This is a genomic window from Caballeronia sp. PC1, from assembly GCF_021353155.1.
Classification (GTDB): domain Bacteria; phylum Pseudomonadota; class Gammaproteobacteria; order Burkholderiales; family Burkholderiaceae; genus Caballeronia; species Caballeronia cordobensis.
In genome coordinates this window covers 495,460-515,082 of record NZ_JAJUBH010000003.1, presented here as the reverse complement: position 1 = coordinate 515,082, position 19,623 = coordinate 495,460, and the positions used below count along the sequence as shown (strand labels likewise).

Sequence of the window (19,623 nt, the reverse complement as noted above, 5' to 3'; positions counted from 1 at the left end):
TGTCTGTGGAGAAAATCAGGATGTAGTGTTCGGCAATTCACGCGTCGGCCAGGGCAGCATGACGAGCAGCGTCGGCATTCGCCTCGTCGCTCGAACGGACGCCATTGAAGAGCAGGTTCAGCGCAATGGCCGTCACGGTCGTGAGGATGATGCCGCTGTCGGTGACAACGCGGGTCCAAGGTGGAAGTTGCCCGAAGAACGTGTGCGAGAGCAGCGGGATCATGCCGACACCGATGCTGACCGCGGCAACCAGCGCGTTTCCACGTCCCCTTTCGAAATCGACGGTCGCCAGGATTCGGACACCCATGATCGCCACCATGCCGAACATCACCAGCGCAGCGGCGCCGAGAACGAACGGCGGCATCGCCGCAACGATATACGCCATCTTTGGAAACAGACCGAGCAAGATCAGGATCACACCGGCGGCGGCACAGACATAACGGCTCTTGACTCCGGTGAGCGTGACAAGGCCGATGTTCTGGGAGAACGATGTATAGGGAAACGCGTTGAAGACACCGCCTACCACGGCGCCGAGTCCGTCAGCCCGCAAGCCACGAACCAGGCGGCGCGGCGTCGTCGGTCTCTCGACGATCTGACCGAGCGCGAGGAACATCCCGGTGGATTCGACCAGTGTCACGACCATGACAAGACACATCGAGGCAATCGCCAGCGGATCGAAAACAGGCCAGCCAAACGCGAACGGCCGGATGGCGGCGACCCACGAAGCCGCTCCCAAGCCGCCAAGATCGACCTCCCCACACAGCCACGCGGCACCGAAGCCAGCTGTCACGCCGAGCAGCACCGCGACGTTGGCGAAGAAACCCTTTCCGTAGCGCGAGATCAGAAGGATTAGCGCCATGACGCCCAGCGAAATGCCGAGATACAGCGGACTGCCATATCGGGGATTGGGGCTGCCATCCGGCAGGGTGGGGTGACCGCCGGCGGACCACTCGATGCCGACTTTCATCAGGCTGATCCCTATCACCAGCAAGACCGAGCCCGTCACGACGGCAGGGAAGAACCGCAGGAAGCGCCCCATCAACGGCGCAGCCAAAATGCCGAAGATGCCCGACGCGATGATCGCGCCGTATACGCCAGGTAACCCCAGCGACGGCGTCGTGCCGATGGCGATCATCGGCGTGACGGCTGTGAACGTGACACCCATCATGACCGGCATTCGCATACCAAACCCGAAAAACCCAAGCGACTGCACCAACGACGCAATGCCGGCCGCGAACAGATCGGCGTTGATGATCAGCACGAGTTGCTCGCGTGCAAGACCCAGCGCAGCGCCGAGTATCAACGGCACGACGATACACGCGGAATACATCACGAGGACATGCTGGAAGCCGAGCAGGGCTGTGCGCCCGGCAGGAAGCCGCCTGTCGACTTCGTCAATGCTAGTGGCGTGTGAGTCCATGTCTTCCTCCCTGTTTTAGCATTGCCCGAGACCACGTATCGCGGCCGACATCCGGGGTTGAGCGCATTGTCACCAAGCGGCTGGCCGGTGTAAAAATGGGACCTATCAGGAATCGAGATGGATCGGCACCAGGGGACGAATTCGAATGCATTTATCGCTGGAACATGTGACGATCTTTGTGGCTGCAGCGCGCGGGAAATCGTTCTCCGAGACAGGTCGGCGGCTAGGCAAGACGCAGTCAGCCATCAGCACGGCCATTGCGGAACTCGAAATCGACCTCGGCGTGACGTTGTTCAGCCGGGACGGAAGGTACCCTGTCCTGACGCCGGCCGGAGAGGCACTGCTGGACGAAGCGGACGCGATCCTTTCGCGTTGCGTAAGCCTGCGCGAGCGCGCCGGCGCGCTGACCGGGGAAGCGGAAACGGCGCTCGCCATTGCGATCGAGGATGCATTCCCGTACGCCGAGCTTGCACCGGTCTTTGACCGGCTCAACGACAGGTATCCAGGATTGAGGCTGGACCTCCTTCAGCCGTCGACCTCCCAGTTACTGGAACTCGTTCTTTCCGGTAGCGCCGTACTGGGTCTCGGATGCGCACGGCCCAACTATCCGCCGGGCATTGGCTTCTGCAGGCTAGGGCATATCACGCTGGTCGATGTCGCCCACCACGAGCATCCACTCGCGAAAACACCAGGCGTGCGCTTCGCGCAGCTCGCCGATCACCTGCAGTTGATGCTGCCCGCGCAGACCTCGCATCTGCTGACGACCGAGTACCTGAAATCTCCACGAAGGTGGCATATTCAGAGCGAGGTCGCCCTGATCGAGTTGCTCAAGAGCGGAATCGGCTGGGCGGTCGTGCCGCGACGCCTCATTGAGGCAGAGCTGGAAAACGGAGAACTCAGGGAGCTGCAGTTGCAGTCCTACCCGTTTACAGAGTGGACGATTGGACTTGATCTGATCTGGCGCTCCGACGTCAAACCCGGCGTGATTGCCACGTGGCTGAAATCCGAGATCGCCAGAACGCCAATCTTTGCCTGATTAAGGGATTGACAGGTCGTCGCGTGCAGCATGACGGGGGGACACCCGCCGGACTACCTCTCATGTCGATGCGCGCGCGTCCGCAATTGATCGTTGCCGCCCCTGGACCTGTATGGCGGCCTCGACGAAAGGGGTGCTATGGATTGGAGCGGGGACTTTCGTATTGTGAGCACCGAACTTGTTGTTCCGGTGCTCACAGCCACGCCAGAGACGGTACGCTTCCCCCTGGACTACGGCAAGCTTGCCAGTATCTATCACCAGCTTCGGGTGACTTCAATATCGCGACATGTCGAGACTCGTTGGGCGAGCAATGCCGCGTCGATTGCAGCCATAGCGCCGACTTGTCCCATGAATGGCGACGTCGTTCAAACGGCAGGATAGCCGACTCGAACTGCGAATGTCCGCTGGCCGTTGGAATACGGCCGGCGGAGTATTGGCGGCCGTATGACCGTTCGGGGTCGCCTACTGCCCGACATGGTCGATCGCGGCCGCCGGTATAGGTCGAACCGGGGGCCGGCCATTTTCGGCCGATCGCGAATCTTCATAGAACGGCTGGATCGGTCGCGAAATCGGCCGTTCGACAAACCCGCTTAAGTTGGCGTGACTCTCGAGCCCCCAATACGGACCAGTTGCAGACTTGAGTCGGGTGTGGCGAACGCGAGTGCGTTTGCTTACGCTCGCTTCGTCACTCATCACGCGTTCGACCACCCCGAATGAGCGATGACCCTTGTTCGCTACGGAAAATCAAAAGGCTAAGCGCCGCAAGGATCCATGCACCGATTCCCCCATAAAGCATCGTCCACCCGAAGCCACAATTGAGAGCCTTACGCAGGACCGTCGCCGACGATCCCAGGGAGTCGAGCGCGGGCATCCCTGCACGAAGCGCGTCGACATTTCCAGCAACGATGTTCTCCACGAGCGGGCGAAGAACCGGCTCGGCAACCGCTGCCGGAAGAAGTGCTCTTAGCTCGCTCAGGATTCCGGTCGTCAGAATCGCGCCCATAAGCGAGATATTGATCGCCAGTGTGAGCATCCGCGTGGTCATATCGATGCCTGACGCCATGCCCGCACGGTCGGCAGAGACGGCCCCGGTAGTCGTGTTGGTGACCGGCGTATTCGTCAGGCCAAGGCCAGCTCCTGCGAGTGCGCAACCTGGCAACATCGTCAGCGCACTTGGATGCGACGCGATGCTCCCAAGCTTCATCAAGAAGAAGCCAAGCCCGATCGTGAACAGCCCTACAGGAATGGCAACGGCCGGACCCATACGCACGACGATGCGCTCGCCTAGCGGCGGGAAAATCAACGTAGGCACAGTGTAGGCGAGCAGAGCCACACCTGCGGTCGCCGGATCATAGCCGAGCGCAACTTGGAAGTAGATCGGGATATAGATCATGAACGGCCAGAAGCTGAAATTCATGCCGATCGAACCCATCAGCGCACCGGAAAATCTCGGCAGTTTCAGGAGGGAGAAATCAAATGCAGGGTGATGACTCACTTTTTCGGCGCCGACGAAAGCAGCGAAGGCCAGGGACGCGCAGGCAATGATCGACAACGTATAGCCGCTCGTAAATCCTTTTTCTGGCCCTCGCGTGATGGCATACACCAGCCCGAAGACCCCGAGTGAGAGCGCAAGGATGCCAAAAACGTCGAGTTTATGCGTGGCGGAGTTTTGTGTTTTTTCGACCCCAAACCATAGAAGCAGAAACGTAGGCATTGCGAGGAGAGCATGGATCAGGAACACCCATTCCCAGCCCATCATGTCGACAAGAACGCCGCCGATTGTCGGCCCGAAACCAAGTCCGATTCCAAGGAAAATGCCCCATGCGCTAAAAGCGCGTGCGCGTTTGCGTCCGACGTGGAACTGACCGGAGAGCACGGCGACCTGGCTGATCAGCATCGCCCCACCGCTTGCCCCTTGTAGTGCGCGTCCGACAATCAAAGTCGGAACGTCTTGAGCTAGGCCGCAGAGTAACGAGGTGAGCCCGAAGAGAGCAAGACTGCAGAGGAATACGACGCGCCTTCCAAAGCGATCGACGAGCGTGCCGACAGCCATGAGGATGGTCGAAACCGCGAGCGTGTAGGCGTTCACGATCCATTGCATGTCGCCAAAGCTACCTTTGAATAAATGCTGAATGATGGGTAGCGTCACCGGTACACTCGAAATCTCGAGGCCAAACATCAATGATGTGAGGCAGATGGCGACCAACGCAAAATTATTCTTGCCCAAGGAGCGACGTACGGAGACGGCTCCGCACTCCGGAGGTTCTGCTGATACCATGATCTATCCTTCAACGTTCACTGTGAAAAGGTCGCCAGAGTGATGCATGTGGAGACTCGTCTGGCGATCCATGCACCCCTCGCGGATTTTCCAAGACTGATCGCGTCTCCGAGCTCGTCGGGCTCAAACAGGTCCTGAGCGAGGCGTGGACGGCCGCGAGTAACTGCGTACGCACGCGGCTAACAAGATTGAGTCGGAGCGGACTCGGCACTGCGCCAGTGATTCCAACCCGCAATTGCCGCGAATCCGATACCCGCGACACAAACGCCCAGCCATCCGAAGTGGGCCCATACCACGGTCGCCGCCGCCGATCCGAGCGCACCTCCAAGGAAGTACGCGGTCATATAAATGGTGTTGATTCGACTACGCGCCTCTGGCTTTAAACCATAGATGCGAGATTGATTGGCGATTTGGCCGGCCTGAACGCCCACGTCCAGCACGACTACGCCAATGACAAGACCAGTCACGCTTCGTCCTGAGAATGCGAGGACGATGTGAGACACCACGACCAGGCAAATCGCAACGGAGATCACCGAGTATGTTCCGCGACGATCTGCGAATCGCCCGGCGATGGGAGCCACCAGTACGCCAGCTGCGCCGACTAGTCCGAAAAGGCCGGCGACTTGTGGCCCATAGTTGAACGGTGCATCTGACAAGAGGAACGCGAGCACTGACCAAAAAGCACTGAAGCTCGCAAATAGGGCCGCACCGGTAACGGCGCTTTCTCGTAATTCACGCAGCTCCACTGACAGGTGCCACAGCGAAGTGAGGAGCCGCTTATAGGAAAGTTCAGAACTCGGTTGACTCTTTGGCAGCCGCGCCACAATAAGAGCGCTGAGCAGAAGCAACGAAATCACCGACGCTCCGAACACGCTGCGCCAACCGAAGTACTCCGCAACCAGACCTGCTGCCGTGCGCGCCAGGAGGATGCCGAGAAACAGTCCGCTCATGACAGTACCGACAGCGCGGCCTCGCTCAGAGGAGGGCGAAAGCTCGGCTGCAAATGGCAGCGCATGCTGAGGGATGTGCCCGATGACGCCCATCGCAAGACTTGCGAAAATCAGTACCACCAGGTTGGGCGCCGTGGCGGCGACGATCAGGGTCGCGCACATTGCAATGACTTGTCCCAACATCAACTTCCGCCGGTCGTATCGATCGCCCAAGGGAGCAAGGAGTAGCATCCCGAGTGCGAAACCCAGCTGCGTCAGCGCTGGCACCAATCCTACCCATGAGGCTTGCGCGGGAAAAGAACGTCGAAAAGCATCCAGCAAAGGCTGGTTGTAGTAGATATTTGCGGCGGTAACCCCGGCGATGGTCGCTAGCAGCAACAACGTGCCACGAAGGGCACGGGCTGCGGAGGTAGTATCTGAGTTCAGCATCGTTCGAAAAGGCGGGTCTGCTTGCGATGTTGCAAAGTGCGAGCGCAATGAAAGCGCGAAAGGAGTTGATCGAATTGGTTGCCATTCTTCGGCAATACAAGAACAAGCTCAGCGAAGCGTTAAGCGTCGCAACAATCGTCAATCTGGATTTTCGATGCGCAGCGCCTGGATCATGGAGAACGCGTGGTGGGGCGTCCATACATCGGCGCCTCCAAGTCGGTCGGTCCAGAGCCGGCCGTCCGATGTGGGCGTAGAAAGCATTTCGTTCGTCGCTTCCTTGATGGCTTCCTCAAGATACCCGTCCATCAGCGCCCAAACATTCTCAGTGCCCGTTTGTGCGGCAATGTCTTCGATACGCACGGATGCCAAAGCTTTGAGCGACGCGGCGCGCAGTTGGTACACATATTCGCGTTGCGCCTCGACGTCAGCGCGCGTGCCGTAGCGCGTGAGGTGACCGCAGACGATTAGGTCGAAGTCGTATGACAGCAGGGTATCGTGCGCACGGAGATATTCGTGAACGTCATTGGCGACGGCCAGATGCCTGAATGGAACCCACCCGGGAAAAACAACATCAACAAGCATGAGGACTTTTTTATGAGGCTCGTAGATGAAGATGTTGCCAGGCTGATGAATGTTTCCGTGATATCGAAGCTCAAGCCGTGTCTCGCCTAGTTCAAGCACGTATTCGTCGTCGAAGGTGATGGTTGGAACGGGGCGTCGCGAGTCGGCGTAGTCTCGAAGTTTGTCTGCCGTACTCCGATGGGCGATTCGAATCACTCCCGGCGGAAAAATGTCGGCGGCACCTATATGATCAAAGTGAGTGTGGCTGTAGATGACGTGTGTGACCGGCTCGGCAGTGACGGACGCGATGGCGGGCAGCAAGGCATCACGCAAAGCAGGAGGGGCGTCGGCGACAATCACACCTTTGCCCGTGACGATGAACATTGCATCGTATCCGCCGGCACTGATCCAAAAGACGCCGGGCTTTATGTTCTCTAGTTGGTATCCCTCTGGCCCCGGTTGTTGACCGAGCGAAGACTTGGGTACGGCGGCAAACGCTCCTTCACAACGAACGAGTTTGTAACGAGGCGACAAACTCAGGGGGTGTTCTCCGCTATTTGCATCATTGGCGTCGTTAGTCATGGGATCTCCGTTGGATATTGAACAGGGCAGTTCGATGCGTTGGTAAAACAGTAATACTGCAGCCGTATACAAGGTCATCAACCGAATTGATGACCTGTACGATTACTTCACGGGCAAATAGTCGAAGGGGCCTTTAGACGTGACGAAGAAGATGCACTCTGTCTGGGAAATGCATTTTGTGACATGTTGTTCGCCCCCTTTCTGATACCAGTAAGAGCCAGGCGCAAGCGGATGATCTTGTTTGGACGCAGGCGGTTCGTTCGCGACCACGCCAGCGATGACGACACCGTAGTAGGAGTAGGTATGGGTGTGGACACCGCTCGCCGTGCCGCCCGCCATCTTGATGTAGTTGCTATGGGCACTTGCCGCCGGGTCACCCCATCCGTTTGCGATGGTGAGCCCTTCGTAAGCGGCTCGGCAACTCACCTTGAATGTAGCTGAAACAGTTGGGAGTATCGTGTCCACTAAAGCGAATAAGCGGACACGTGAACACTATCGAAGAAGAGGCGTTGCCGACGCGTCGCCGTCGTCGGCGCTACACCGAAGAATTCAAGGCGCGCGTTGTCGCCGCTTGCCAAGGCACCGGCGTGTCAGTGTCGGCCGTGGCGCTGGAACATCGGCTCAACGCGAATCTATTGCGCCGCTGGCTTGATCAGGCAGAAGGCAAACTTCCAAAGCGTTTGTCTGAAGGCCCGGCAGAAGCTCAATCGACACCCCTACCAGCGTTCGTCCCTGTTGCTATGGGAGTAAAGGAGGTAGCCTCGCCGGAGATCCGTGTCGAAGTTCGCCGGGGCAGTCAGTCGATAACCGTGAGCTGGCCGGTCTCCGAAGCCGCGCAATGCGCGACGTGGCTGCGCGAGTGGCTGCGGTGATTCGTGTCGACGAGATCTGGCTAGCAGTCGATCCGCTGGACATGCGGGCCGGCTTCGACACGGCGTTGGGGCGCGTGGTGAAGGTGTTCGGCGCCGCGCATCCGCACCACGCCTATCTGTTCACCAACCGCCGCGCCAACCGACTGAAGGTTCTCGTCCACGATGGCATCGGCATCTGGTTGGCAGCGCGCCGGCTGAACGAGGGGCGGTTCGTCTGGCCGCACGCTGGCAGCGAACCCAAGCAGCAGTTGCTCACGCACGAGCAACTGGCGGGCTTGGTGCTCGGGCTGCCGTGGCAGCGCATCGGCCAAGATGGCGTGATACGCATAATCTGACGCGTTAAGGGCGACGTATACAGTTCTGCTTCTCGCGTTTGCGGGGTTCTGGCAGACTGGTCTGCATGAACCCGCCGGCCGACCTCGACGACCTCAATCCAGAGCAGTTGCGCGCCCTCGCAGCGCAACTGCTCGCCGAGGTCCACGCCAAGGATCTGGAGGTAACGGAGAAACGGCGAGAGCTCGGTGAGCTAGAACGGGAGCTGCATTACCGACAAACTCGCATCGACCAACTGACTCACGAGATCTCCGTGCTCAGGCGCCAGCAGTTTGGCCGGCGCAGCGAACAGCTCAACAGCGAGCAAATGAGCCTGCTTGACGAGGCGATTGATGGCGACCTGGCTGCCATTGAGATAGAGCTCGAAGAGCTCGAGCCTTCACGCAAGCGCCAACACGAACCGTCCAAGCGCGCACCCTTGCCGCCGCAGTTGCCGCGTGTCGACATCCGTCACGAACCGGACAACACGGTGTGCCAATGCGGATGCGAACGTGTTCGTATCGGCGAAGACATCAGCGAGAAGTTAGATTACGCGCCGGGCGTGTTCAAGGTGGAGCGACACATTCGCGGTAAATGGGTATGTCGCCACTGTGAGACGCTAATCCAGGCACCCGTGCCCGCGCACGTCATCGACAAGGGCATCCCAACCACCGGACTTCTAGCGTCGGTACTGGTCAACAAATTCGCAGATCACTTGCCGCTGTACCGTCAGGAGCAGATCTTTGCTCGGGCGGGCCTGGCGATACCGAGATCCACGCTGGGAGCGTGGGTGGGCACATGTGGCGCGCAGTTGCAGCCACTGGTCGACGCCCTTCGTCGAGAGATCTTGCAGCAAGGCGTGTTGCACGCCGACGAAACGCCGGTGCAGATGCTCAGCCCCGGCAAGGGAAGACGCATCGGGCTTATCTGTGGGCATATACGTCCACGCAATTCAGTCACCTTCGCGCGGTGGTGTACGACTTCGCGGGCAGCCGAGCTGGAGAGCATGCCCGTACGTTCTTAGACGGCTGGCGTGGCAAGCTGGTGTGTGATGACTACGGCGGTTACAAGGCCTCATTTCTTCAGGGCATCACCGAAATCGGCTGCGCAGCTCACGCGAGGCGCAAATTCTTCGAACTGCACGCCAATCACAGCAGCCAGCTTGCTGAGCAGGCGCTACCGTTCTTCACCGAGCTCTATGACATCGAGCGCGATGCCGCGACCTTGGATGTCGAAGCTCGACGCCAACTTCGTAAAAGCCGAGCCAAGCCCGTGTGCGACGCGCTCTATGAATGGCTTGTCACACAGCGGAAACTCGTTTCTGACGGATCGGCCATTGCGAAGGCTTTGGATTACAGCCTGAAGCGCTGGGAGGCGCTGACGCGCTACCTCGATGACGGGCACGTACCAATCGACAACAATTGGGTCGAAAATCAAATACGCCCATGGGCCATCGGCAGGACCAATTGGTTGTTTGCGGGGTCGCTTCGCGCAGGCCAACGTGGGGCTGTGATCATGAGCCTCATTCGCTCAGCGCAACTGAACGGGCACGAACCCCACGCGTATCTGAAAGACATCCTGACACGCTTGCCGACCCACAAAGCGTGCGATATCGCATCTTTGCTGCCTCATAACTGGCAGCCTCTCACGTCTGTCGCGTAGCCCTTCGCCCGTCAAGACGGGTTCGCTGGCCGCTTACAGCCCTTCCTTGTTTTGATAGAACTGCAGTTCCGTGACCGGGGCAACTTTTGAGCTGTCGGAATAGAGATCTGCTTTCTCGCCCGCTGCTGCGAATACGGGCAGTACCGTGAGAAGCGCAGTCGCGGCTGCGATGCGTTTTGCTTTGTTTACGAATGACATTTTGAGTTCCTATGTGTAACAGGTTTGTCTGAAATTCCTTGTCCCGAAGACGAGGAATTGATAAGTCAATGTTTGCTGAGAGGGGACTTTCGTCTTGAGCTCAGCGGAGGTAGTCGGATCAAGACGAACTCTGATCTAATGTCCCTTTCCACGGCGATCGGTCGGATGTAGGGATCATGGGGTTGCTCCCCCTGAGAGCACGTCGGGCGTCAGGCCGCTTTTGTCCCCTGGCCATACAACTGTTTGCGATGCGCATCTGTTAAATCGGAAGGACGTACCGCTTCGCCGAGCGCATATGCACGCTGCACGGCGGGTCGGGTCCCGACACGATCAAGCCACTCGGCGACATGCGGGAACTCGTCGAGGGAGATACCCTGCGCGGTGTGCTGTGAAACCCATGGAAAGGTTGCCATGTCGGCGATCGAATATCCGGTCGCGATGTAGTCACGATCAGCTAGCCGCGTATTGAGAACCGTGTAGAGGCGCTTCGATTCTCTTGCGAAGCGTTCAATCGCGAGTGGCTGTTTTTCTGACGCGTAGTTCTGAAAAAATACGGTCTGCCCTAAAATCGGTCCCAGCCCCGCTACCTGCCAGAACAACCACTGGAGAACTTCGGCGCGACCGTGTGGGTTATCCGGGATGAATTGTCGGGACTTGTCGGCTAAGTAGAGGAGGATCGCGCCGGATTCGAACACGGAGATACCGAGCTGGCGGTCGACGATCGCGGGCATCCGGTTGTTCGGGGACAGCTTTTCGAAATCGGCCGTGAACTGGACGCCTTTACCAATATCGACTGGTTTAACCTTATAACTCACGTGCGCTTCTTCGAGGAAAATGGCCACCTTTTGACCATTCGGCGTCGGCCAGTAGTGGAAGTCGATGTCGGCGGATGATTGATTGGATGCTGTGTTCATGAGGGTCGTCTTCGCTAGTTCCGGTTCGGTGCGGGTGTCTCTTTGATGGATCCCAGTATGTGCCGTCAAGGAAACCTCAGAAACAAGGCACGGCAGAAAGCATCTTTCGCGAAACGCGAAAGCTGGGGATATGGACCGATGGAACGGAGAGGAAATCGACCTCGACTCGGACAGCGCAGCATCGAGGAATTCGGAAGGGAGAGCGTCAAATCATCTGAGAAAAGGTGCACCGCCCAATCAGCGTGCTTTTCACAAGAGCTTTCAGGTGAACCACAACGTTTTATCGGCTCTGAGTATCTCGACGGCGAGATCAACGAACACGCGTACTTTTTGATTGACGTGCCGACCTTCGCGATGCACAACGTGAATCGGCACCGTGGCGAGTTCATGCTTGGGCAAAACGACCCGTAGCTTGCCATGCGCTAGCGCTGATGCGACTTGGCAAGACAGCAAGCAGACAATTCCAAGCCCCGCTACGGCAGCCGACATCGCCGAATCGTTTGTCGTAGTAATCAGGCGCGGTTGAATCGGGACGACAATCGGCTTGTTTTCCGAGCGAAACCGCCATTCTGGGAAAGGCGTGGCGGGCGTGGCCTGAATCGTAACGTGCGACGCGAGATCTTCCAGGTCTTTCGGCTCGCCTCGCGCTTGTAGATAAGCGGGTGACGCGCACAGAAGGCTCCGTACTTTGCCGACCGCGATCGCTTGAAGTGATGAACTGGGCAGTTCTCCAATGCGCACGGCAACGTCGACTCCTTCGTCAACCAGATTCACGGGGCGGTCGAGGAACCAGCAACTGACATTGACGTCCGGGTATCTCGCCAGGAATTCCTGTACAAGCGGCGTGACGTGAGTGTTCCCAAGAACGATTGGTGCGGTAATGGTCAATTGCCCGCGAGGCGTATTGTGCGCGCCCGCTGCGGCCAGCTCAGCTGCTTCGATTGTCGCGAGCACGCGGCGACACTCCTCGAAGAATGTGGCGCCGGCTTCCGTCGTTCGTACAATGCGAGTTGTACGATTCAAGAGGCGCACGCCGAGGTGCTCCTCAAGTTCATTGACCAGACGGCTTATCACGGACGTGGAGACCTGAAGCTTGCGCGCCGCGGCCGAGAAGCCTTGCGTTTCGACGACCGTTATGTAGGTCGCCATAGCCTGTAGTTTGTCCATGTACGAAGCGATCGAAGGAGTCTACGTTCTGGCGGTTGCTTCACGGCAACGAGTCGATCGAGACAAACCGGGACCATTCATCCCGACTCAGCCCAAGACGGTAGAGATTGCCGCTGATGCGAGCTTACAGGAGTAATTCGCGTTGCGTTGTACATACCCGTCGTTGGATCAACGGTAGCGACCGCTCGCGCGGTCGACAAACTGGATGGCGTTCTGAATCGCGTGATGGTTGGACATTGACCTGTGGTTGGAACATATAAACCGTGGCACAGGCATAAGGTCATCCGGTAGCCGGAACTTATTCGACAAGATGTTCAATCGCATTTCGCACGTTGCTGCGTCGAATGACCGGTGTACCTCCAATCGCTGCCCCATCTTTCGGCCCATCCGGTCGGCTGCAATGGGTCGAAGTTTGACCATTCCGCAAAGCGCACAATCGATCTCCCTTCGTTGAAGAGGAGATTGTCATGGAAACGCTGAATTCTTCCGGCGCTCGTCGGGTGCCGTGGAATAAGGGAAGGCTTACCGGCCAAAAAGCCTCCGCTGAAGCTGCGGGAAATCTGGGCGATTCGAACAAGGCTGCAGATGTCGTCCAACGCTCGCGAGTTGGCGATGTTCAACCTTGCGATCGACAGTAAGCTTCGAGCGTGCGATTTGACGCGCTTGCAAGTGCAGGACGTCTACATGGGAGGTCATGTCGTAGCTCGCGCGACTTTCATGCAGCAGAAAACGCATCGACCAGTGCAGTTCGAAGTCACGGAGCAGACTCGTCAAAGTGTCTCTGCCTGGATCTCGGCGCGGGGATTGAAGCCTGCCGACCATTTGTTTCCAAGTCGACTGCATGCCTCAGCGCACGTGTCGACGCGCCAGTATGCGCGCATCGTTCATCGTTGGGTCGCGTCGATCGGGCTCGATGACACCGCGTACGGTACACACACCATGCGACGAACGAAAGCGTCGTTGATCTATCGACGCACCAAGAACTTGCGCGCGGTTCAATTGCTCTTGGGCCATACAAAAATCGAAAGCACCGTGCGATACCTCGGGATCGAGGTAGACGATGCGCTTGAAATGGCCGAGCAAACCGAAGTGTGATCGCTGGTGGCCGGCGAGCGTGCGCTTGTCGGCCACTGGCTGCCGTTCGTCGGGACCGTCGCACCGTCAATCAAGCGGCTGCTGTGCTCCAACCAGCGGTCTTCCAACCCGAATGCCTGCTCCTACGCGTTTGACCAAGCGTGGCAACCGCCGCCGCCGAGAATGCAATCGCGCTCTTGGCGAGGGGATCGGCGCTTAGCCAGCTCCCCGCGTCGCCGTAGCCACCTCAGAATCGAATTCTGGTTCCCGATCGGCTAACGCCTCTCCCGTGGGTTCGCACTCGTTTCGCAAGTGAGCCTCCGCGTAGTCAGCGAAAAGGCGGGTCTCTCGAAGCAAGTGGCGGCGCGCCGGACGGACAATGAACAGCTCCGTGTGTGGCTCATCAACAGAAAAGGCCGGCAGCAGGCGAACGAGGCGACCCGCCTCAATATCTGAGCGCGCCAGTGCGCGCGGAAGAATTGCGAACCCCACGCCGGCGAGCGTTGCGAGACGGGCAAGCTCCGCATCAGAAACCGAAAACGCCGGCGCAAGCCTGACGTCCGCCACCGCGCCGGTCGCATGGCGGAACGTCCAGACTTCTTCGCGCATCTCGTCTTGCAAGCAAATGCATGGAAGGTCTTGAAGATCGACGGGGGCCATAGGCGCGTCGTGCCTAATCAGAAACGCAGGCGTCGCCACGGCCAGAGACGCAAGCACCCCCAGAACGTGCCCCTCAAGCTCGGGGCCTTCCGGCTTGCCAATGAGAATTCCGACGTCGTGAGCATTCCCGTCGAAGTCGGCGCGCCGACCGGCAAGCGTCAGGCGAACCTCGATGGTCGGATGAAGCTTGTGGAAGTCGTCGATTAGCTGGGTCAAACTGAGCGCCGACACGCTTGACGACGCCACGACTCGCACCGTACCGCCCGGCGCATCGTCCAAAGCTACAACGGCCGTTTCTAGCCGATCAAGGTGCTGGAGAAACGCACGGCAGCCCTCTATGTACCGCACGCCGGAAACTGTCAGCGAGACCGCGCGAGTCGTGCGATTAAGCAGTCGAACGCCCAGGTGCCTTTCCAACAGGGCGATCGCGCGAGTGACCAGCGCGTTGGAGAAGCCAAGCTCCCGCGCGACGCCGCGGAAGCTCCTTGCATCCGCAACTTTCAAGAAAACGCGCATCGCATCGACAAGATTCGTATTCATGCGTTCCGTCCAAGCCGTTCAACCCGGTGCGGACCCGCACCCGGATTGACGGGTTTCTGGGCTCGCCACCATAGCCTACAGTGGCGGCAGTTGCGAGTGCCCCGGCGGTCGGCTGTGGAAAACTGTCTTGGCCACAATGCCGTCATCGAGCGACGACGTCTCAAGGCTCTCGGCCGCGTGCGCAAACACTCGCGCTCGCTCCGCCTCCACGATGACTCGTTTTTTGCTTAGCGAACGGCCAGCTGAGCCGTAGCCCATCACCGCGACGAATTCCTTGGGCCGGTGACGCTTGTACCTTCTGAAGAAGTCATCTCCTGGCAGTCCGTTGTCGAGCGCCATCAGGCAACCGTAGTCGAGCGCGGCACAGTCGCTCAAGAGCGAGATCGCATCTTCCAACGCCTGGTATCGCAAGCCGAGCGGTTCGCCCGCTGCGAACAGCCTGTGTATTTGCTGATACGGTACAACGCCATGTTTCGCCGCAGCGTTTCGCAAAAGAACGGCTATTGCGTTCGTTCGTTCGATACCGGACATGTGACCCCCCGGAACTGTGCAGGTTTTACCGGGCGGCTGAACGACTGAACGTGGAGGACAAGGCTATGCCGCCGAGTATCAAAATACGGATATACGGACGGAGATAAGTCGTCAAGTTAGCTTACATTTACCGCGGCCGCGGTCGCCTGCGCAAGTTTCCATGAGACTGCGTTCATTGCGGCGACACCTCAAGCTCGGTGGCGTGGAGGCGCTTTGCGGCGATCTGGCCGAGCCGTAGCCGCTCGGCAGGACTCCGCATCGAAGGGAAGCCGACGATGTTTAATGCAAAAGTGGGTCCGAAACTACGGAGACGAAAGAACGTCCGAAAGCGTTCGGAATCACGCACCGACAGTCGGATAACCGGAGCGGCGGTTGTGCGTTAGCGGCGTCTCGCCCCGAAGCTGGAGGTGGAAGGGGTGCCCCATGCCCACACTCAGTTGGTCGGGTTAGCACTGTTCACGGCGTAAAGACGGCAAAAGTCTGATTTAAAAGCGCGCTCCGGAACCGTAAGAAATTATAAAGTTTTCGCCTGGACGAAACCTAGACGGGTAATATTGGCCGCTCGCTTCAGTCCACTTTGTTAGAAAGAATAGACCGTCCGCCGCATGCGGTTATCTACGCAACGCCGTTTAGCACCAACGGCATCGACGAGTGCCGGGACGAACTTAATCTGAGAGAAAACATGATCATCTATCACGGAGGAGCGGCGTTCGAGCCGAACGCCACGCGTGACGGTAAGACATTCGTGGCAACGGCTTCGATTCTTGAAGAAGACGGGCATGCCACGTCGCTTGGGAAGTGGGGCTTTTTCGCAAACGAAGATTGCGCGATGCATTTCGCAATTCGATCTGCGACGGCCTTTATTGAGGGCGATGATTTGCCGGTGCCGCCGGTAAGGTTATCAGCGTAGCCGTTCACTTCAGCCGGGCGGCAGCGATCAGTATTCGGTCTATTGCCAGTAGTCCGTTCGCAGCCGAGCCCATGGCTCGTTCGCTGCTGGTCTTCCCGGCACTCGCCGAGGCGCCGATCGTGACGCCTGAGTCGGCGCCCTTGCCGCGGGCGGCGTCCGTGCTTATCGGTACACGCGTTGATGCGGCGTGGCCGGTGTTCTTGAAGCGGTCGCCGACTGAACGAGTGGAAGCGCGGTATAGCGTGCGGCGAAGGGCGGTTCGACCTGATCGACGCCATGTGCGAGCGACAGCAGCACGCCACGGAGTCTCAAGCGATGCCACAGCTCGTCGCGCGGCAGGTCAAGGAGAAATTCGGCGGGCTGCGCTTATACGTGCAGGCGGGTTCCGACGTCCAGCGAGGGATGATTACGCTCGCTGAGGCCATGAGCCATCGTATCTGTGACCTATACGGCGGGCCCGCGAAGCTTTTCGGCCCAATGCCCCCCCGGACACGCTGCGATCAGCACGCGGATGCCCTGCAACGATAGAACGCCGTCGGCGAGCCCGGAAAGTTATCTCTTCAGAGCTAATTGCGGTCGGCCGGCCCCCCGCGCGTCACTCGTCCAGGCGCGATACCTTCGTCCCTTCGAGAGAAGCGTCGGCCATGAGACCGGCGTTCGTCAACACAAACGCCTGGACCGGCTTGCTCGCGGTGGTCGTGTCGATTTTGCCATTCGCGCCCATCCTGACGAGTGCGACGGATGCGTCCGCGCCCGCCGACCAGCCACTTGAATTTCGGAATTTTGCGAGCGAGTCCTGGGTCATGAACAGGAAGATCAGCGCTTTCGATTGTGCGCCTGCTGTCAGGCCGAACGAGCCGGAGGTGGTGCTGTAGTAGCCCACGGTTTGGCCGCTTACCCGCAAAGAGCCTTTGCCGTATTGTGCGCCAACAACGAAGCCCGCTTGAATGACGTTGGGAAATACGAGCACTCCGCTCGCTTTCGCGACCAACTCGCGGGAGCCACTCACCGTGACATATAAGCGCTGAAGGGTGCCGTCAACGTCGGCGTCGATAGAGCGATGCAGATCGGCGGCGCCGGCAGCCTGCTCTTTTCCCGCGTTCCTATTGGTCGTGCAGCCCGCGAATGTGAGGCTACCCAGTGCCAGTACGGCTGTCGACTGCAGCATGAAGTTCCGTCGTTGCATCGATGTTCTCCAACGTGGATTCAAGGAAAACTCCCTTTAGAGCACTAGCGAGATGCACGCGAAGTTATAGCACAGCGAGCGAAGCCGTGACCAAATTCGACGAACAGGTGAGGCGCACGCGCATACGAAAAAAAACCCGCCGAAGCGGGCGAACACGATGGAGATCGCCTCCTTGAGGCAGGGGGAGGCAGGGGTAAGGGTAGGTCAGAATCCGAAAAATACAAGACCATGGCCTGTCATTGAAGTGTGCGTGCGTTCGTAGGCAAGCGTTTAGGGAAACTGAGCGTTATGCGGGTCGCAACGCAAGATTCGACGTCTGCGCTGTTGCGATTGAGCGACAGGCGCCGCCCGCAAGTAGCTTCGGATGCCGAATAGAAGTTATCGTTTTACGGACGACAGTAACTTCTCCGCAGAGAGGACGTGACGAAGCGTTTAAAGAAAATCAGCCTTCGAACCCTGGGAGTTACGAATGAAGAAAACCCTGATAGTCGGCGCGGCGCTAGCTACCTTGGCCGGCGCCGCGCAAGCGCAAAGCAACGTGACGCTTTACGGTCTGATCGACGCGGGCATCACCTACACGAACAGCCAAGTAACCGGCGGAGCGGGTGGTCACAGCAACTGGCAAATGACCAGCGGAGGCGTTCAGTACAGTCGCTGGGGGCTGCGTGGAGCGGAAGATTTGGGCGGCGGATTGCAGGCTATCTTCACTTTGGAAAACGGCTTCAACGTGAACAATGGCCAGTTGTCGTCGGCCAACCGCATCTTCAACCGCTTGGCCTACGTCGGGGTGTCCAGCCGTGACTTCGGCGCTCTGACGTTGGGTCGTCAAACCGACGGGATGGTTGACTTCGTAGGGCCGCTGTCGTTGACCGGAACGCAGTATGGCGGTACCCACTTCGCACATCCGTTTGACGTCGACAATCTGAACGATTCGTTCCAGATTAACAATTCGGTCAAGTACCAGAGCCCGGATTTCGCCGGCTTCAAGCTCGGCGCCCTCTATGGCTTCTCTAACCAAGCCGGCGGCTTCGCGAACAACCGTGCGTACAGTGTCGGCGCTTCCTACAACTGGGGTCCGCTGAAGTTCGGCGCGGGGTATCTGCACCTGAACAACTCGGCCGCCACCCTGGCACAGCTCAACACGGGCGGCGCCGTCACCGACACGTTGGGGACCTCGCTGTCAGGCGCCCTTACTCCGACCGCAGTGCCGTTGGGTGCACTCGCTCGCCGGCAGCAGACGTGGGGCGGTGGCGTCAACTATGCGTTCGGTCCGTTGGTGGCGGGCATCGTATATACCCAAACGAACCTGACCGAACTCTTTCTGACGGGCTTCAACACCCACTTCCAGAACTACGAAGGAAACATCCGATTTGCGCTGACGCCGGCCGTTATGTTGGCGGCAGCGTACACCTACTCGCGTGCCGGTGGAAATGCCGGTGGCGGCGCTCCGCACTGGAACCAGGTGAGCTCGCTTGCGAACTATGCCTTCTCGAAACGCACGGACGTCTATATCCAAAGCACCTATCAGAGCGTGAGCGCGCGTGCCGGCAATCCGCTGGGTGTGGCCTGGATCAACGGTGTGAGTTCACCGGCGTCGACGTCCAACCAGATCGAGGCCACCGTGGGCGTGCGTCACCGTTTCTGATTTGAAGCTGGAATCCGGAGAGGGCGCTACGAGCCGGGGGGCGGGAAGCACCGACCTACGGCTAAGCCGTTATAGCGGTCGGCGCGCCTTCCCCGCACCAGCCATCGGTGACGACAAGGTCCGTGCACTTGGTTGCGATCGAATGGCGATTCGAACAACCGGCGCGCACGGTGACGCTCGAAGTCAATCCTCGGAAAGGCGAAGTGGTTTTTGGTGCCTCTCGCCTCGGCAGCCTGTCACTCGCGCTGCGCAGCTTTGCCACGGTTACGCGCGAACCCGCCGTAGCTGAAGCGGCCGCTTCACAGCCCGTGGGCTGGGGACGTTTCTCGCGTGGCGCGCGATCTTCCCGAAAAGCACGCGCTCCAAGGCGTCGCTACGAATTAGCCCGTACGCGCTTCGCAGACCATCCATGCTTGCAGCGGTGCTCTGGACCTTCGCGACGCCGGTTGCGCGCCGACAAAGCCTTCATCCATAAAGCGAAGAAACCCGGCGGTAAGTATGGAGTGATTCAGTGCTCATGCTCCCGCCGCTTTTTGGCGATCTCGCAAGGACAATTCGATCGAGCAGTTCCAACAGAGGACGTTTATTTTTATTCGAATGGTTGTCCGACACTTGGGCCGACCACCGACCGACCGGCCGAACGTCCGAAGTATCTTCGCAAGCGGTCAGCCAAGCGAGCGCGGGCCGGACGGCTGA

Annotated in this window: 16 protein-coding genes and 2 pseudogenes; 7 read left to right on the top strand and 11 right to left on the bottom strand. The window is 59.0% G+C overall.

All coding sequences use genetic code 11. From position 1 onward, the window contains the following. Positions 1 to 37: 37 nt before the first annotated feature. On the bottom strand, positions 38 to 1,420 hold the full coding sequence (locus tag LY284_RS26990; RefSeq protein WP_233389156.1) for a nucleobase:cation symporter-2 family protein: 1,383 nt from the start codon (positions 1,418 to 1,420) through the stop codon (positions 38 to 40). A gap of 145 nt (positions 1,421 to 1,565) precedes the next feature. Here LY284_RS26990 and LY284_RS26985 point away from each other — a divergent pair, with 145 nt between their 5' ends. Next, positions 1,566 to 2,456: a LysR family transcriptional regulator gene (locus LY284_RS26985; RefSeq protein WP_233389154.1), complete on the top strand. Its 891-nt coding sequence runs from the start codon at positions 1,566 to 1,568 to the stop codon at positions 2,454 to 2,456. Between the two features lie 685 nt (positions 2,457 to 3,141). Here LY284_RS26985 and LY284_RS26980 read toward each other — a convergent pair. From LY284_RS26980 to LY284_RS26965, 4 genes are all read right to left on the bottom strand, one after another. Beyond that, positions 3,142 to 4,734: an MFS transporter gene (locus LY284_RS26980; protein WP_233389152.1), complete on the bottom strand. Its 1,593-nt coding sequence runs from the start codon at positions 4,732 to 4,734 to the stop codon at positions 3,142 to 3,144. A 179-nt stretch (positions 4,735 to 4,913) separates the two neighbouring features. Beyond that, positions 4,914 to 6,113, bottom strand: coding sequence for an MFS transporter (locus tag LY284_RS26975; protein WP_233389150.1), 1,200 nt, complete (start codon positions 6,111 to 6,113; stop codon positions 4,914 to 4,916). Positions 6,114 to 6,251: 138 nt separating this feature from the next. Beyond that, positions 6,252 to 7,256, bottom strand: a complete 1,005-nt coding sequence (locus LY284_RS26970; protein WP_233389148.1) for an MBL fold metallo-hydrolase — start codon at positions 7,254 to 7,256, stop codon at positions 6,252 to 6,254. A 102-nt stretch (positions 7,257 to 7,358) separates the two neighbouring features. Then, positions 7,359 to 7,682 carry a DUF4437 domain-containing protein gene (locus LY284_RS26965; RefSeq protein WP_309243229.1) on the bottom strand — a complete coding sequence of 108 codons (324 nt, stop codon included), beginning with the start codon at positions 7,680 to 7,682 and terminating at the stop codon, positions 7,359 to 7,361. 59 nt (positions 7,683 to 7,741) lie between these two features. On the opposite strand from LY284_RS26965, the gene LY284_RS26960 reads away from it, so the two are divergent. From LY284_RS26960 to LY284_RS26950, 3 genes and pseudogenes are all read left to right on the top strand, one after another. Further along, complete coding sequence (locus LY284_RS26960; RefSeq protein ID WP_233389147.1) at positions 7,742 to 8,128, top strand: transposase; 387 nt, start codon at positions 7,742 to 7,744, stop codon at positions 8,126 to 8,128. Further along, entirely contained in the window at positions 8,095 to 8,463 is a 369-nt protein-coding gene (gene tnpB, locus LY284_RS26955; protein ID WP_014194149.1) for an IS66 family insertion sequence element accessory protein TnpB, read from the top strand. Before LY284_RS26960 ends, tnpB begins: the two co-directional genes overlap by 34 nt. 65 nt (positions 8,464 to 8,528) lie before the next feature. Then, positions 8,529 to 10,102 (top strand): annotated as a pseudogene (locus LY284_RS26950) (IS66 family transposase). Between the two features lie 33 nt (positions 10,103 to 10,135). Here the strand turns inward: LY284_RS26950 and LY284_RS26945 are convergent. The 3 genes from LY284_RS26945 to LY284_RS26935 form a co-directional block, all read right to left on the bottom strand. Next, positions 10,136 to 10,300: a hypothetical protein gene (locus tag LY284_RS26945; protein WP_233389145.1), complete on the bottom strand. Its 165-nt coding sequence runs from the start codon at positions 10,298 to 10,300 to the stop codon at positions 10,136 to 10,138. Positions 10,301 to 10,509: 209 nt separating this feature from the next. Next, the gene (locus LY284_RS26940) at positions 10,510 to 11,214 is read right to left on the bottom strand and encodes a glutathione S-transferase family protein (protein ID WP_233389143.1); all 705 of its coding nucleotides are present in this window, start codon (positions 11,212 to 11,214) and stop codon (positions 10,510 to 10,512) included. Between the two features lie 261 nt (positions 11,215 to 11,475). Beyond that, complete coding sequence (locus LY284_RS26935) at positions 11,476 to 12,381, bottom strand: LysR family transcriptional regulator (RefSeq protein WP_014253248.1); 906 nt, start codon at positions 12,379 to 12,381, stop codon at positions 11,476 to 11,478. 467 nt (positions 12,382 to 12,848) lie between these two features. Between LY284_RS26935 and LY284_RS26930 the strand changes: the two are divergent. Further along, positions 12,849 to 13,476, top strand: a pseudogene (locus LY284_RS26930) (tyrosine-type recombinase/integrase). Between the two features lie 195 nt (positions 13,477 to 13,671). On the opposite strand, the gene LY284_RS26925 reads toward LY284_RS26930, so the two are convergent. Beyond that, positions 13,672 to 14,655, bottom strand: coding sequence for a LysR family transcriptional regulator (locus LY284_RS26925; RefSeq protein ID WP_014253111.1), 984 nt, complete (start codon positions 14,653 to 14,655; stop codon positions 13,672 to 13,674). Between the two features lie 75 nt (positions 14,656 to 14,730). Beyond that, the gene (locus LY284_RS26920; RefSeq protein WP_014253110.1) at positions 14,731 to 15,186 is read right to left on the bottom strand and encodes a hypothetical protein; all 456 of its coding nucleotides are present in this window, start codon (positions 15,184 to 15,186) and stop codon (positions 14,731 to 14,733) included. 682 nt (positions 15,187 to 15,868) lie between these two features. On the opposite strand from LY284_RS26920, the gene LY284_RS26915 reads away from it, so the two are divergent. Continuing rightward, positions 15,869 to 16,096, top strand: coding sequence for a hypothetical protein (locus LY284_RS26915; RefSeq protein WP_014253109.1), 228 nt, complete (start codon positions 15,869 to 15,871; stop codon positions 16,094 to 16,096). A 595-nt stretch (positions 16,097 to 16,691) separates the two neighbouring features. On the opposite strand, the gene LY284_RS26910 is transcribed toward LY284_RS26915, so the two are convergent. Beyond that, positions 16,692 to 17,282 (bottom strand): YSC84-related protein, encoded by a 591-nt coding sequence (locus tag LY284_RS26910; protein WP_014253108.1) that lies wholly within the window; start codon positions 17,280 to 17,282, stop codon positions 16,692 to 16,694. Positions 17,283 to 17,751: 469 nt separating this feature from the next. On the opposite strand from LY284_RS26910, the gene LY284_RS26905 reads away from it, so the two are divergent. Then, entirely contained in the window at positions 17,752 to 18,927 is a 1,176-nt protein-coding gene (locus LY284_RS26905) for a porin (RefSeq protein WP_014253107.1), read from the top strand. Positions 18,928 to 19,623: the final 696 nt, after the last annotated feature.